The 13385-nt window shown below is 55.8% G+C and carries 9 protein-coding genes; 3 read left to right on the forward strand and 6 right to left on the reverse strand.

Going from position 1 to position 13385, the window contains the following annotated elements; all coding sequences use genetic code 11:
- Positions 1-103 precede the first annotated feature (103 nt).
- On the forward strand, positions 104-3178 hold the full coding sequence (locus LIW51_RS16695) for an FAD-binding and (Fe-S)-binding domain-containing protein (protein WP_227377603.1): 3075 nt from the start codon (positions 104-106) through the stop codon (positions 3176-3178).
- An 88-nt stretch (positions 3179-3266) separates the two neighbouring features.
- Here LIW51_RS16695 and LIW51_RS16700 read toward each other — a convergent pair whose 3' ends face one another.
- Positions 3267-4454, reverse strand: coding sequence for a threonine synthase (locus LIW51_RS16700; protein WP_227377604.1), 1188 nt, complete (start codon positions 4452-4454; stop codon positions 3267-3269).
- Positions 4455-4551: 97 nt separating this feature from the next.
- On the opposite strand from LIW51_RS16700, the gene gfo6 reads away from it, so the two are divergent.
- Complete coding sequence (gene gfo6 / locus LIW51_RS16705) at positions 4552-5637, forward strand: D-xylose 1-dehydrogenase Gfo6 (RefSeq protein ID WP_227377605.1); 1086 nt, start codon at positions 4552-4554, stop codon at positions 5635-5637.
- Positions 5638-5676: 39 nt separating this feature from the next.
- On the opposite strand, the gene LIW51_RS16710 is transcribed toward gfo6, so the two are convergent.
- Positions 5677-7155, reverse strand: a complete 1479-nt coding sequence (locus LIW51_RS16710) for an aldehyde dehydrogenase family protein (RefSeq protein WP_227377606.1) — start codon at positions 7153-7155, stop codon at positions 5677-5679.
- Positions 7156-7243: 88 nt separating this feature from the next.
- Here LIW51_RS16710 and LIW51_RS16715 point away from each other — a divergent pair, with 88 nt between their 5' ends.
- Positions 7244-8149, forward strand: a complete 906-nt coding sequence (locus LIW51_RS16715) for a dihydrodipicolinate synthase family protein (protein WP_227377607.1) — start codon at positions 7244-7246, stop codon at positions 8147-8149.
- A 410-nt stretch (positions 8150-8559) separates the two neighbouring features.
- Here LIW51_RS16715 and LIW51_RS16720 read toward each other — a convergent pair whose 3' ends face one another.
- The 4 genes from LIW51_RS16720 to LIW51_RS16735 all read right to left on the reverse strand — a co-directional run bounded on the left by LIW51_RS16720 (position 8560) and on the right by LIW51_RS16735 (position 13057).
- Positions 8560-9504, reverse strand: coding sequence for a carbohydrate ABC transporter permease (locus LIW51_RS16720; protein ID WP_227377608.1), 945 nt, complete (start codon positions 9502-9504; stop codon positions 8560-8562).
- A 1-nt stretch (position 9505) separates the two neighbouring features.
- Positions 9506-10489 carry a carbohydrate ABC transporter permease gene (locus LIW51_RS16725; protein WP_227377609.1) on the reverse strand — a complete coding sequence of 328 codons (984 nt, stop codon included), beginning with the start codon at positions 10487-10489 and terminating at the stop codon, positions 9506-9508.
- Positions 10490-10630: 141 nt separating this feature from the next.
- Positions 10631-11947 (reverse strand): ABC transporter substrate-binding protein, encoded by a 1317-nt coding sequence (locus LIW51_RS16730; RefSeq protein WP_227377610.1) that lies wholly within the window; start codon positions 11945-11947, stop codon positions 10631-10633.
- Between the two features lie 129 nt (positions 11948-12076).
- Positions 12077-13057 carry a YeiH family protein gene (locus LIW51_RS16735; RefSeq protein ID WP_227377611.1) on the reverse strand — a complete coding sequence of 327 codons (981 nt, stop codon included), beginning with the start codon at positions 13055-13057 and terminating at the stop codon, positions 12077-12079.
- Positions 13058-13385: the final 328 nt, after the last annotated feature.

A 13385-nucleotide genomic window follows, 5' to 3' on the forward strand; every position in this document is an offset into this window, starting at 1 on the left:
ACGGCTTCGAATTCGATCTGATTCTCCAGGAGTCAGGCTGTAAATCAAACCTTCAAAGAACCCGAAAATCAAAGATGGGCCATCGCAAAACAGGTAGCAACTGATGACACTCAACGACCGTGGGGGAGCAGACGACGGTATCGCACTCGCCCTCGACGACCAAGCTAACTACGATTACGTCGGTGACGATGTTGAACGGCCGGAGCTAGTCGACGATCTTCGTGGCCGAATTGATGGTGAGGTTCGATTCGATATCTATACGAGACAACTGTACGCCACGGATGCATCTGCGTACGAAGTAACACCAATCGGTGTCGTCTTTCCGAAGACTACCGAAGAAGTTGCCTCGGTGATGAACTATTGCGCCGATCGTGAGATTCCAGTCCTTCCCCGTGGTGGCGGAACGAGCCTCGCGGGGCAGACGGTCAACGAGGCCATTGTCCTCGATTTTACGCGACATATGGATTCGGTACTCGAGGTCGATCCCGATTCTCGACTGGCGCGCGTGCAGGCAGGGACAGTGCTCGAAGATCTCAACCAACAGCTCACCCCCGAGAACCTGAAATTCGCCCCGGACCCGGCTTCCGGGGATCGGAGTGCAATCGGGGGTGCCATCGGAAATAATTCGACCGGCGCTCATTCCCTGAAGTACGGCAAGACGGACGCATACATTGAGTCCTGTGAGGTTGTATTGGCGGACGGAACCGTTGCGACGATCGGCGAGATGGGCATTTCGGAACTACGGGACCAAGCAAACAGCGATGCCAACGACCTCCTCCCACAGATATATGCACACGTGCTCACGATTCTTGACAATCACGTCGAGGAAATCGAGTCTCAATATCCTTCACTCAAGCGTAACGTATCAGGATACAACCTCGATCGATTACTTGAGGAGGGCCAAACAGGGACCGTCAACCTCGCACGCCTACTCGCAGGCAGCGAGGGGACACTGGCGATAGTCACGGAGGCCACGGTCTCGCTCGAGCCGATTCCCGAGACGAAAGCGATTGCACTGTTAACATACGAATGCCTGCACGACGCAGTCTCCGACGTTAGTCACGTGCTCGAGCACGGCCCTGCAGCGGTCGAACTCATAGATGATATGCTTCTCAAGCTAGCGGGTGAGACCCCGGAGTTCGAGGAAGTAGTGTCACTCTTACCGCCGGGGACTAACGCGGCGTTGCTCGTCGAATTCTATGCGAACGACAAACAGGATGGACACGAGAAAACCGCCGCCCTCGTCGATGATCGTGTTCGAGGCCAAGATAAGCGCACCCAAACCAACGGAGGCTGCAGGACGCAGTCGGCTCACGATGAACGGTATGCGGTAAAGGCTCTGGAGGCTCACAAGGCCGACCAGCGAGCCACGTTCTGGAAGATGCGCAAAGCTGCCAATCCAATCTTGCTCTCGCGTACCTCAGATTCCAAACACATCAGTTTCATCGAGGACTGCGCCGTTCCCGCCGAACATTTGCCTGAATTCGTCGACCGGTTTCAAGAGACCCTCGAAGAGTGGAATACGTTCGCCTCTTTTTATGGCCACGCCGGGCCTGGAGTGTTGCATATTCGGCCGCTCATCGACACGAAGTCAGCCCAGGATCGCAAGGCGATGGTCGCCATTTCGGACGCAGTCACGGACCTCGTTGTGGAGTTCGGCGGGGCAGTCTCCGGCGAACACGGCGACGGTCGAGCCCGAACTCAGTGGAACCGCAAACTGTATGGTGAATCACTCTGGCAGATATTCCGCGACCTGAAGACAGCGTTCGATCCGGACTGGTTGCTCAACCCCGGACAAGTCTGTGGAGATGTCGATATGACCGAGAATCTTCGGTTCGATGGTAATTATGACTTCAATCTCGGATTCGAACCTACACTCAACTGGGACAATGAGAACGGGATGCAAGGGATGGTCGAGCTCTGTCATGGCTGCGGGGGCTGTCGCGGAACTCAGGAGACGACCGGGGGTGTAATGTGTCCTACCTATCGGGCTGCCGACGAAGAGATCACGAGTACGCGTGGGCGTGCAAACATGCTCCGACAGGCCATGAGTGGCGACCTGCCCGACGATCCGACCGATGAGGAGTTCACCACCGAGGTCCTCGATCTCTGTGTTGGATGCAAGGGCTGTGTGAGAGACTGTCCGAGTGGCGTCGACATGGCGAAACTCAAAGTCGAGGCGAACCACGCACGCCACCAGCGGGAGGGCGCAGGCATCCGGGACAGGCTATTCGCAAACGTCGACACCCTTGCCCGCCTCGGAAGCATAACTGCGCCGCTCTCGAACGTCCTCCCAAAGATTCCTGGAGCTCGATACCTCGCTGAACAGACGCTCGAAATCGCTTGCGATCGGACGCTGCCGACGTTCGAGCGGGAATCCCTCCAAAAGTGGTTCTACGAGCGTGGCGGCTCGCAAGTTTCCCAAGCTGAAGCCGAACGTCGTGTGATCCTTTTTCCGGATACATATACGAACTATAGCCATCCTGACGTCGGCCGGACCGCGATACGGGTCCTCGAGGCCGCGGGCGTTCATGTCGACCTCGCAGATCGAACCGACAGCGGTCGCCCCGCCCACTCAAAGGGGTTCCTCGAGAACTCCCGTCGGACAGCGGCCGGCAATGTCACGGCGCTCGCCCCGCGCGTTGCGGATGGATGGGACGTCATCCTCGTCGAGCCATCGGATGCCGTGATGTTCCAGTCGGACTATCTCGACCTACTCTCAGGGGAGGCAGTCGAGACCCTCGCCGAGAACACCTACGGCGTCTGTGAGTATCTCGACGTGTTCGGGTTGGACGAGGCGATTGACTTCGACGCGGCGCCAATCTCACTTGCGTACCACGGCCATTGCCACCAGAAAGCGACGAAGAAAGACCACCACGCGGTCGGCGTTCTTCGACGTGCCGGATATGTCGTCGACCCGATCGATTCTACATGTTGTGGCATGGCTGGAACTTTCGGCTATGAGGCCGAACACTACGCAATGAGTACGGCCATCGGTGAGATTCTCAAGAACCAGCTCGTGAACAGTCCCGGGGAGGTCGTCGTGGCATCCGGGGCCTCCTGTCGGACGCAACTCGGGGATATGGATATGGATACTCGGGCAAGTCATCTCTTGCCGAACGACGACCAAGGACCGCCGACGCCAATTCAAGTTCTCGCGGCTGCCCTCCCTGAGTGAGTGCCCGCCAAACCTGTTTCCGATCTTTTGGCTGCAATCCAGTCCGGATACTAGATGTCACTCGAGTCCGACTATCGTGCGCGGGCGTTTACTCGATGGCGTAACTTAGAGCGCCGGTCGCTTTGTTTCCGGCCCCGGTGTTGATGATGAGGACTTCATCATCTTCGTCTAGCTTGCCCTCCTCCGCCATCTGCATGGCCGCGGCCAGAGCAGCACCGGGCTCGACACACATCTCAACGCCGGCGTGTTTTGCTCCAGCTAGAGCTCCCTCGAGTGCTTCACTGTCGGAGACGGCCACGCCAGTGCCACCGGTCTCGTAGACAGCCTCGAGCATCCAGGGAGAGGCGCCCGGATCGGGAACTTCAATCCCACGACCAATGGATTCGGGACACTCCCAAGCGTCGTGCTTGTCGCGATGATTGTCGATAGCTTCGACAACCGGGGCACAGCCACTTGACTGGGCGACGTGGAGGCTGGGTGGGGTCTCATCCTCAAGCCAGCCTAGTTGTGCCAGGTCCTGGTACGCCTTCCAGATGCCGATCAGGCCGACGCCACCACCGGTGGGATAGAAAATTTCATCGGGAGAATTCCAGTCGAATTGCTCGAAGATCTCCAGTCCCATTGTCTTTTTGCCCTCGTGTCTGAAGGGCGTCTGGAACGTCGCGACAGTGTACCAGCCGTGTTCGTCTCGTAACTCACCGAACTTCCCGCCAGCCTTGTCGAGTTTACCGTCGACAAGGTGGAGGTCCGCACCGTGAGCCTCGACCATCGTCTTCTGGATATCATTCGATTGATAATTGAGGACGACATGACAGTCAATTCCGGCACGAGCCGCGTAGGCTGACGCCGCTTGGCCAGCATTCCCGGCGGATGGAATCGCGACCTCGTCAATGCCTTGCTGAGACGCCCCGGAGAGGGAGGCTGAGGCTCCGCGGTCTTTGAATGTATTCGTCGGATTCTGGCCCTCATCTTTGATCACCACGCGGGCGACACCCATTTCCTCAGCGAGTGTGGGACAATCGACGATCGGGGTCACTCCTTCCCCCATCGACACGATATCGTTGGTATCGAGAATAGGGAGGAGTTCGCGATACTTCCACATCGACCCGTTTCGGGATTCGATCTCTTCGCGAGAGATGTCGAGGTCGTCGTAATCGTATTTCGGGTCGAGGATTCCTCCACACTCGGGACATGGGAACTCGGTGTGCTCTAGGTCGTATGTGTGGCCACAGTCGTAACACTCGAAGTGGCTCACCAGGCTGTCTGTTCGTGTCACGGTAACGAGGGTGTGTCTGTCGTACCAGCTAAAAAAGGTTCAGGTTCGGGGTGATTCCCGCCGAGGTTTTATTAGACGGCGTTCGGAGGATGGATGCATGGACCTCGAGACAGTGATCGGCAACGGCTGTGCCCGTGACTGGGAGACGGTTGATGCGAACGACGTTGAGCCAGTTCGAGTCGCTGTAATTGGACTCGGCTGGTTTACCAAAGGCCGAGTTCTTCCCGCACTGGAAGCGAGCAAGCGATGTAGTCCGGCCGTACTCGTCAGCGGATCGGGTGAGAAGGCACAGCAAATCGTCGAGACTACAGACGGTGCAATCCACGGAATCACCTATGATCAGTTCCACGACGGCGTCGTGGCCGACGCCTATGATGCCGTCTACATCGTCACTCCCAATGCTCTCCACATGGAGTACGTTGAGACTGCTGTCGAGTACGGGAAACACGTCCTCTGTGAGAAGCCGATGGAGCGCTCCAGTAAGCGGGCACGCGAACTTGAGTCGATCTGTGCGAGCGCAGGCATCAAGTTGATGATCGCCTACCGGATGCATACAGAACCTGCCGTTCGGCGAGCCCGCGAACTCATTGAAGCGGGCTACATAGGCACGCCGATGACTGTCGACGGGGAGATGTCCCAGCGGTTGCTCGACCGAATCGATCCCAATCCCGACCAGTGGCGACTCGACGAATGGCTCGCCGGTGGCGGTGCCCTCTTCGATATCGGGATTTATCCGCTCAACACTGCTCGGTTCCTCCTCGGTACGGACCCGATTGCCGTCACCGGGACGACCTCGAGTACGCACGATGCCTTCGCCGACGTCGACGAGACGGTCTCGTTTGCACTTCGATTCCCCGATGGCGTAACCGCTCGGTGTTACGCCAGCCACAACGCCCGCCAATCAAGTTCGATCACCGTTACGGGTACGGAAGGACGGATTCGCATCGAACCAGCCTTTTTCCAGGATCAACGCCGGACGCTCCACGTCTCCCGAGGTGACGGCCGTGCCTGCATCGAACTCGAACCGGTTGATCAGATGCTCGAGGAGTTCGACTATTTTGCCGACCGCATTCGCAGCGACGCGCCCATCTACCCTGACGGCGACCACGGCCGCATCGACATGGAGATCATGGAGTCGATTTACGAAGGAGCAGCGGATGATCGATGGATCTCCCTCGAGTAGGCGAGGGTCGACACCACGGAAAAAAATAGCCGAGGAGCGTTATGCGTCCGTGAATCCCTGATGGAACCCGACAAGTTTCGCACGTGAGAAGTGCTCGACTGCATATTTGATACCTTCCTTCCCGACGCCGGAATCCTTGAACCCGCCGTAGGGCATGTGATCTGCCCGGAAGCCGCTGGCTGTATTGATGTTGACCCCACCGGCGTCGATCTCGTTTGCCGCTCGTCTTGCCCGGTCGATATCCTGGGTGAACAGCCCTGCTTCGAGGCCATAGTTCGTGTTGTTGGCTTCGGCGATTGCCTCGTCGAAGGAGCCGACGCTGATGACCGGAACCAGTGGACCGAACGTCTCCTCTTTAGCCGCTGGCATCTCCGGGGTTATGCCCGAAAGGACGGTGGGTTCGAAGACCCACTCGCCGAGCTCACCACCATAATTCCCGCCGCATTCGACGGTTGCCCCCTGCGCGACAGTCTCCTCGTAAATTTCGACGACACCATCGAATTGGCCTCGGTTGATCATTGCCGCAAGTTGGGTCGTCTCGTCGAACGGATCGCCGATCGTGAGGTCCTGACAGGCTTTGACAAGCGCCTCGATGAGCTCATCTTCTACCGATTCGTGGACGATAACGCGCTCAACGCTGTTACAGACTTGTCCTGCGTTCGCACACGCCCCACCGACGACTTGCTGGGCGGCCGCCTCCACATCGGTATCGTGCCAGACGATGGTCGGGTCGTTTCCGCCGAGTTCGAGGGTCAGCTCTTTCATGCCGCTGTTCTCAGCGAGGTATTTCCCGACAGCGGTACTGCCGGTAAAGGAGATCGCCTCAACGACGTCATGAGCGAGGATTTCATCACCCACCGTCCTGCCGCTGCCGGTGACGACGTTGACAAGGCCGTCCGGCGCAGGCGAGTCCTCAATAGCCTCCTGTAGGCACTCAAATAGAAGAATGGCGCTGAGCGGTGTGTTCGTGGCCGGTTTGCCGACGACGGCGTTTCCAGCCGCGATCGCGGGACCGACCTTGTGGACCATCAGATTGAGTGGGAAGTTAAACGGTGTGATGGCAGCAACGACGCCGAGGGGTTCGCGCTGGGTAAAACAGTGATCTCTGGCAAATCCCTTTTGGGCATCCATGGGCACATACTCGCCGAACATCCGCTTAGCCTGCTCGCCGGAGAGTCGAAGAGTCTGGATTGCTCGGTCGACTTCGGTTCGAGCCTCGGTGATTGGTTTTCCCTGCTCACCCGTGATGACCTGTGCGACATTCACGGCTCGTTCTTCGAGGTGATCGGCAGTATCAGTTAACAGTTTGTATCGCTGGTAAGCTGAGAGAGGAGACGATTCGAAGGCGGACTGGGCGGCGTCGATGGCCGTCCGGACCTGCTCGGCGTCGGCCATTGGTATTGACCCGATTCGCTCCCCGTCATACGGGTGGATGACATCCCTTCGATCTTCACTGTCGACCCACTCTCCGGCGATGAGCATCTGCTTATCAAGGCTGCTGGCGACATCCAGGCTCATGGTCAAACAGTTGAGAACTGAATGAATAAGTCTTGCGACGGGTACAATCCATCCCAAAATATAACTTGCCGGTAGGCTACTACGGTGTATGGAACTGTCGGGAACAGTCGTTCCCATGGCCACGCCTATCGATGCTGATGGTCAGGGGATCGACGAAGAGATGCTCGAAACTTTTACTCGCACGTTGATCGACGGAGGCGTTCACGGCCTCTTCCCAGGAAGCTCGATCGGTGAATTCTCAAGCATAAGCGCCAGCGAACACGACACGGTCGTTCGGATAGTTGCCTCGGTTGCCGACGGGGAGACCACGGTGCTTGCAGGATGTTGTGGAACGAGTATGCAGGAGGTGCAAGCGAAGATGGAGACGGCAGCCGATGCCGGGGCCGACGCGGCCGTCGTTGTCGCCCCATACTATCTGAATACAACTCCACATGGTCTCTCACGATTCTTCACCTCGATTGCCGATGTGAGTCCGCTTCCGATGTTGCTCTATAACATTCCTGCGCTTACTGGTAACGAACTTCCTGTCGAAACCGTTGCAACACTGGCCGAGCGCGACACAATCGTTGGCCTGAAAGACACCTCGGGAGACCTCATCTACCAACATAACGTCATTGAGGCAACACCCGAGTCATTCGTCGTCTTTAACGGAATGACTGCCACCGCAGTTCCCTCGCTCGATCTCGGTATCGACGGACTCATCGCGGGACCAGCAAATGTGTTCCCGGCAGCGCTGACTGAATTATATGAAGCCCACCGAAGTGGTGACGACCGGACAGTCACACGGCTCTCTCGTGAACTCGTGATGCCGCTTGTGAGCGCCTATCAAGACATTCCAACGGCAGCGGCCATTAAACACCTCGTAAAACTCGAGGGGCTCGACCTCGGTGAGCCGCTCCCACCGCTTGCGCTGCTCTCGCAGAAAGAGCGGAAACAACTCGACGCGTGCCATAAACGGATTACGGAGACGCTCGACGTAAGCATCGTCGAGTAGCAATTGACTGTTGGGTGTTGACCGGTCACAGTCCTCGTTTTGAAACCAAGAATAGGAACAACCCGCGTAATTTCTTGAGTAGGGCCGAACCAGAAGATTGGGAAGAATACCACGTCTGCACGGAGTGAATCACGGTAACAGTGAAGGACTCGAGGCGGATTGAATAGTTCATTAAAATACATGATGAATACTGGAGAGGGATTTTCCCTGAGGTAGGTTACCAACGCAGTTCTAATTGCCATAACTGCAGCTCTCTCGAGCATCTAGTCTGTGTTGCCACTGCGGTCGAAATCACCTCTTGGTGGCTGATTGGAAGTTTCGTCTCACCGTCGAACACCCAGTGTTCGAGACGCCGCAACTCTCATACTCAACGAATAGTACCCCGAGAGAAGTGGTGAAACCAAAACCGACTAGGCCTTGCCAACGCCGGCTGTCATGCCTTCGACAATCTTCTTCTGGAAGACAAGCATGAACACCATGAGCGGGACGAGCGACATGAAGACTGCCGCCGTAATGATTCCCCAGGGGGAGTTGAACTGGCCGCCGAAGAGCGCGATACCGACTGTAATCGTTCGCATTGAATCCTGCGTCATGAACGTCAGTGCGAACAGGAATTCGTTCCAAGCGTAGATGAACACGATAATCGCCGTTGTCGCCATCGCTGGCATCGACACCGGAAGGATAATGCGAAACAGTACGCCAATGCGCGAGAGTCCGTCCATGAGTCCGGCCTCCTCAAGCGAATCGGGAAGTTCGTTGAAGTATGCCTGGAAGATCCAGACGGCAAACGGCATCTGGAAGGCTGCATATGGAAAGATCAACCCCAGATATTGATTGAGCCCGAAGAACGGTCCGATCGCTGTACCCTGAAGATTGATTGCCAACTTGTACAGCGGGATGAGACGAGAGATAAATGGCAGGAGTGCCGCAAACAAGATGATGAGCAAAACGTGAAGTTTGTACTGGAATCGAAGTCTCGAGAGCGCGTAGCCAGCCATCGCACCGAGGATGACGTCGATGATGGCCGTCCCCGAAGCGACGATCACGCTATTGATCAGATACCGTCCCACGGGACGTTTCTGGAGGGCAGCGACGTAGTTCTCGAGGGTGAGTGGGAACTGCTGGACAATGGTCAACTGTCCATTCTGAATCGTGATCGTGTAGGGGAGATATTCCTGGGGGAAGACAAAGAGTTCTGACGGTGGTTTGAGGGAACTGAGTAGAATCCAAAACACCGGGAACATCGAGATCAGGACCATGGCTAAGATAGAACCGTAGAAGCCGAGTCGTTTGCCGATATCCCAAAGTGCGATGTCCTCAAGGGTCATCTCCCGCGCAGCGTCGACGATGCTCATATTAGCGCACCTCTGGGTCGTAGAGGGTGGCAACATAAATGAGCGCGATCACTAGCGCGATCATGGTAATGACAGTCGCTGCTGCCGAGCCGAGAGCAAACCCACCGTTGGTCGGGCCGGGATTGTTGTACGCCGCCTGTTGAGTGTAGAGGACGAGCGTCGTTGTCGCCTCCCCAGGTCCACCTCCGGTTAGCCCATAGGGCAATCCAAACGCCTGGAACGCGGGGAGCGTTCGAAAGATAAGCGCCACGAGGATGGTCGGTTTGAGCAACGGCAGCGTAATATCGCGAAACCGCTGCCATGGTGTCGTTCCGTCCATTCGCGCGGACTCGTATAGATACTCAGGAATGCTTGAAAGCCCGGCAAGCATAATAAGCGCCATAAACGAGGTCGTCTTCCAAATTGTGATTCCCGTCATTGCATAGAGCGCGATATCTGGCTTCGACAGGAATGGGTACGGCTGGTTGAGGAGGCCGATCCGCACGAGAATGTCGCTTAAGACACCGTAATTGGGGTTTAGGAGCCACGCCCAGATTTTCGCGTTGATGACCGTCGGCAACGCCCAGGGAAAGAGAATCGCAGCCTGTGCGAAATACTTGCCCTTGAAATCGGCTTTGAGGAGCAACGCCAGTCCTAGTCCGAAGACCAGTTCGACCGGGACGCTCACGAACGTGTAAAAGAGGCTCACTCCCAGCGAATTCCAGAAGCTCTCGTCCGAAAAGAGATTACGATAGTTTTCGATTCCGACGAACTCGGTAGTCTGAGTAGGCAACTGGATAACGTATCCTGTATGCAGGCTCGCCCAAAGTGTGTCCACGATGGGATAAAACGAGACTGCGAGCAAGAAGAGCATCACCGGCATCAACAACACGGTAGCGAGCTCTTCTTCGGTAATTCGGAGCTCGCGATAGCGTCTAAGCCGACCGCGTAGATCCTCCTCACCGAAACGGGTGATATTCTGTTCGCCTGTGGTTGAGTCAACCATTACGCTTGGTTGTGGTCTCATAGGCCATAAATTTGTCTGACGATAGCATGAGTCGTGAGAAAGCAAGCGTCTGATTATCCTCTGGGCTGGAGCCAAACACCTAGATCGAGATAGCGACGCCAGGTCGACGAAGAACCGAACTTAAGATTTATTGATGTCATTGTCAATCTGCTTCTGAGCGTCGTCGAGCGCTTTTTGCGGACTTTTCTGTTGTGTCAATGCTTTGTTGCACTCGGTGTACACGATGTTAGACCACTGCGAGTAGTTTGAAATCGCCGGACGGGCGCTCGTCTGATTGAGAATCTCTCCAAATCGGTCAAGGAACGCTGGTTTATCGTTATCGCTCTTTTTCCAGTATGCGTCCTCGTAGAGTTCAGCACGGACTGGAAGTCGACTTCGGTCGACAGCCAGTTTTTCTTGGGCCTCGGCGGTGCCAACGTAGTTTGCCAGTTTCTGGGCGGCAGCACCATTCTTCGAGAAACTATTGATGAACAGACTCCAGCCACCGATACAGGAGTTTTTCGCGTTTTTATGCCCCTCAGATTTCGGCATCGTCGCCACGGCGAATTTGTCGGTAACGGGTGTATTATCCTGGAAGAGAGCATATGCGTACGGCCAGTTACGCATGAAGATCGTTTTCCCCTGCTGGAAGGTTTGACGATTGCCGTCAGTCCCGCTTGAGGCTGTTGCTTCGGGCGTAACCTTGTGCTTATAGATAAGATCGACGGCGTGCTGGAGGGCTTGTACACCTTTCTCGGAATTAACGACTAGGTTGCCATTGTCGCCCTGCACGGTGCCGCCCATCCCCCACAGCCAATTGAGCCACATGATCGTCAGCCCCTCAGTAGCACCACCTTGCCAGATGTAGCCATTAAGATCCTTGTTGGACTGATTCATAATGTCTTGGGCCATGTTGACGAGCTCCATATACGTCGACGGCGGCTTGTCGTATCCAGCCGCTTTGAGCAAATCCGTTCGGTAATAGAGCGCGTTCGCGTCTGTGAACATGGGCATTCCATAAAGTGAGCCGTCGATAGTGGCAGTTTCGACCGGAGTTTTAAGCATCGCATCAGTGTGGTTCTTCGAATCCTTGATTTTCGCAGCCCAACCGGCATTGACGAACTCTGCTGGCCAGATCACGTCCATCATTCCGACATCGAATGATGAAGACTGGGCGGCAAACTGGTTGACGTAGTACTCTCGGCTCGAACTCGATTCGGCAGGCGTCGACTGGATTTTTAGGGTTGCGTCAGTTTTCTTGCCGTAGGCGTTCTTGAAGTCCTTCGCCGACGGCTCAAACGAGGAAGTGTGGACAAATTTGATCGACCCTGAGGCCGACCCATTCCCGCTGCCGTTGCCATCACCTCCACCGAGACAGCCAGCAACGAGCGCGGTACTACCCGCAGCAGCCCCTTTAATAATCTGACGGCGTCTGATTGTACTGTCTTCCCACGCCATGGTAATGATATACATTCACGTTAATCATATATATTTTTCCATCATAAATCTGCCAGACGATTCGTTGGTAGTGGCGTACACGCCCACGGATTGGTTGTCCATAGATCTCTTGCTGTCTTCTTCAGATGCTCAGAGAAGCACCGTAATAGCGAGATACACGAGTACTGTTACCGTCACAAATTGTGCGAGCACAACAGCAATTGGCCGAATTCCCGTGGTGCGAAACTGCCGCGGGTTCAGGTCAATACCAAGGCCAACGAATGCGAGTGTGAACAACCAGTCACCAACGAGGGATACAGCCGAACGGACTGACGCATCCAGCACGTTCAGATTCGCCAGTAGTGCCACAAGGATGAACCCGATGAGAAACTTGGGGAAGTGCGACCATATCTGAGAAACGCTAGTTCGTCCAGTCTTCGTCACGTGATTGAGTGTGTATATCAGCGCCAGCACACCGATAAACGTGTTTCTGATAAGTTTGGTCACGGTTGCCCACTGACCCGCCGTCTCGGAGACCGAAAATCCAACTGCGGCTGCTGGTCCGGTACTAAAGAGACTCAACCCCGCCCATACACCGAAAAGACGGTCTGGGACGCCGAGTATCTTACCGACCAGGGGAAACGCTACGAGGGTAACTGCGTCGAAAAGGAGGATCGTTCCAGCAGCATATGTAATCGCGCTCTCGTCGCTGTCAATACTACTCCCAACGGCCAGTACGGCCGAGACGCCACAGATGCTTCCGCCAGCCGCTAATAGTGGACGCATCTCGTGGCTGATGCCAAGATGTCGACCGACGAACTCGGTAAACACGACGCCAATGAAAATCACGCCCACCGCGAGAACGATAATAATCGGTCCCGTCGAAACCAGTTGCTCAACAGCGAGACTTCCGCCAAGTAATACAATTCCCGTCTCAAGAAGCAGCTTATATCTCTTGATACCGGGTTCGGCCCAGCTTGGCACACCGACGAGAACCGCCACGGCAACCCCGAGGCTGATCGCTACCACGAGTGGATTGGCGATCGTCGCCGTTCCGAGTCCCCTCGCTAGGACGCTGAGTGCGCCGAGTACAACGAGACCAGGGAGGACGCGATAGCCGTCGAACGCCATCAGGGCAGACCTAGGGCGAGGACAAGCGAGATTCCAAGTCCAAGTAACGTGGCTCGCCATCCTCGATCAGCGGGGACGATCTGACGGCAGAAGCGGCAAATTTTTCCGATGTGACTAGTTATCGGCAATCTACTCAACCTCTGTCCGGTTGTGTGACCAGCGAACACATAAATCTACCTTCTCGATACATCGCACTGAACGCGCATCTCCCTCGACTGGCGGAGTAGTGAACGCTCTACGCGTCGGTGAGTTACTCATCCGACCCGTTTACCATTATTGTGGTTCGCTTCATGAGAATGAATCATTCTCGCTTACTTTCAGGTGAAAT

Source organism: Haladaptatus halobius, assembly GCF_020618475.1.
In the GTDB taxonomy this organism is placed as follows: Archaea; Halobacteriota; Halobacteria; order Halobacteriales; family Haladaptataceae; genus Haladaptatus; species Haladaptatus halobius.

Excerpts from the sequence above, each read along its gene's own strand:
- LIW51_RS16730 (WP_227377610.1), bottom strand. The coding sequence starts at position 11,947 with ATGGCGTGGGAAGACAGTACAATCAGACGCCGTCAGATTATTAAAGGG.
- LIW51_RS16725 (WP_227377609.1), bottom strand. The coding sequence starts at position 10,489 with ATGGTTGACTCAACCACAGGCGAACAGAATATCACCCGTTTCGGTGAG.
- gfo6 (WP_227377605.1), top strand. The coding sequence starts at position 4,552 with ATGGACCTCGAGACAGTGATCGGCAACGGCTGTGCCCGTGACTGGGAG.
- LIW51_RS16710 (WP_227377606.1), bottom strand. The coding sequence starts at position 7,155 with ATGAGCCTGGATGTCGCCAGCAGCCTTGATAAGCAGATGCTCATCGCC.
- LIW51_RS16695 (WP_227377603.1), top strand. The coding sequence starts at position 104 with ATGACACTCAACGACCGTGGGGGAGCAGACGACGGTATCGCACTCGCC.
- LIW51_RS16715 (WP_227377607.1), top strand. The coding sequence starts at position 7,244 with ATGGAACTGTCGGGAACAGTCGTTCCCATGGCCACGCCTATCGATGCT.
- LIW51_RS16720 (WP_227377608.1), bottom strand. The coding sequence starts at position 9,504 with ATGAGCATCGTCGACGCTGCGCGGGAGATGACCCTTGAGGACATCGCA.
- LIW51_RS16735 (WP_227377611.1), bottom strand. The coding sequence starts at position 13,057 with ATGGCGTTCGACGGCTATCGCGTCCTCCCTGGTCTCGTTGTACTCGGC.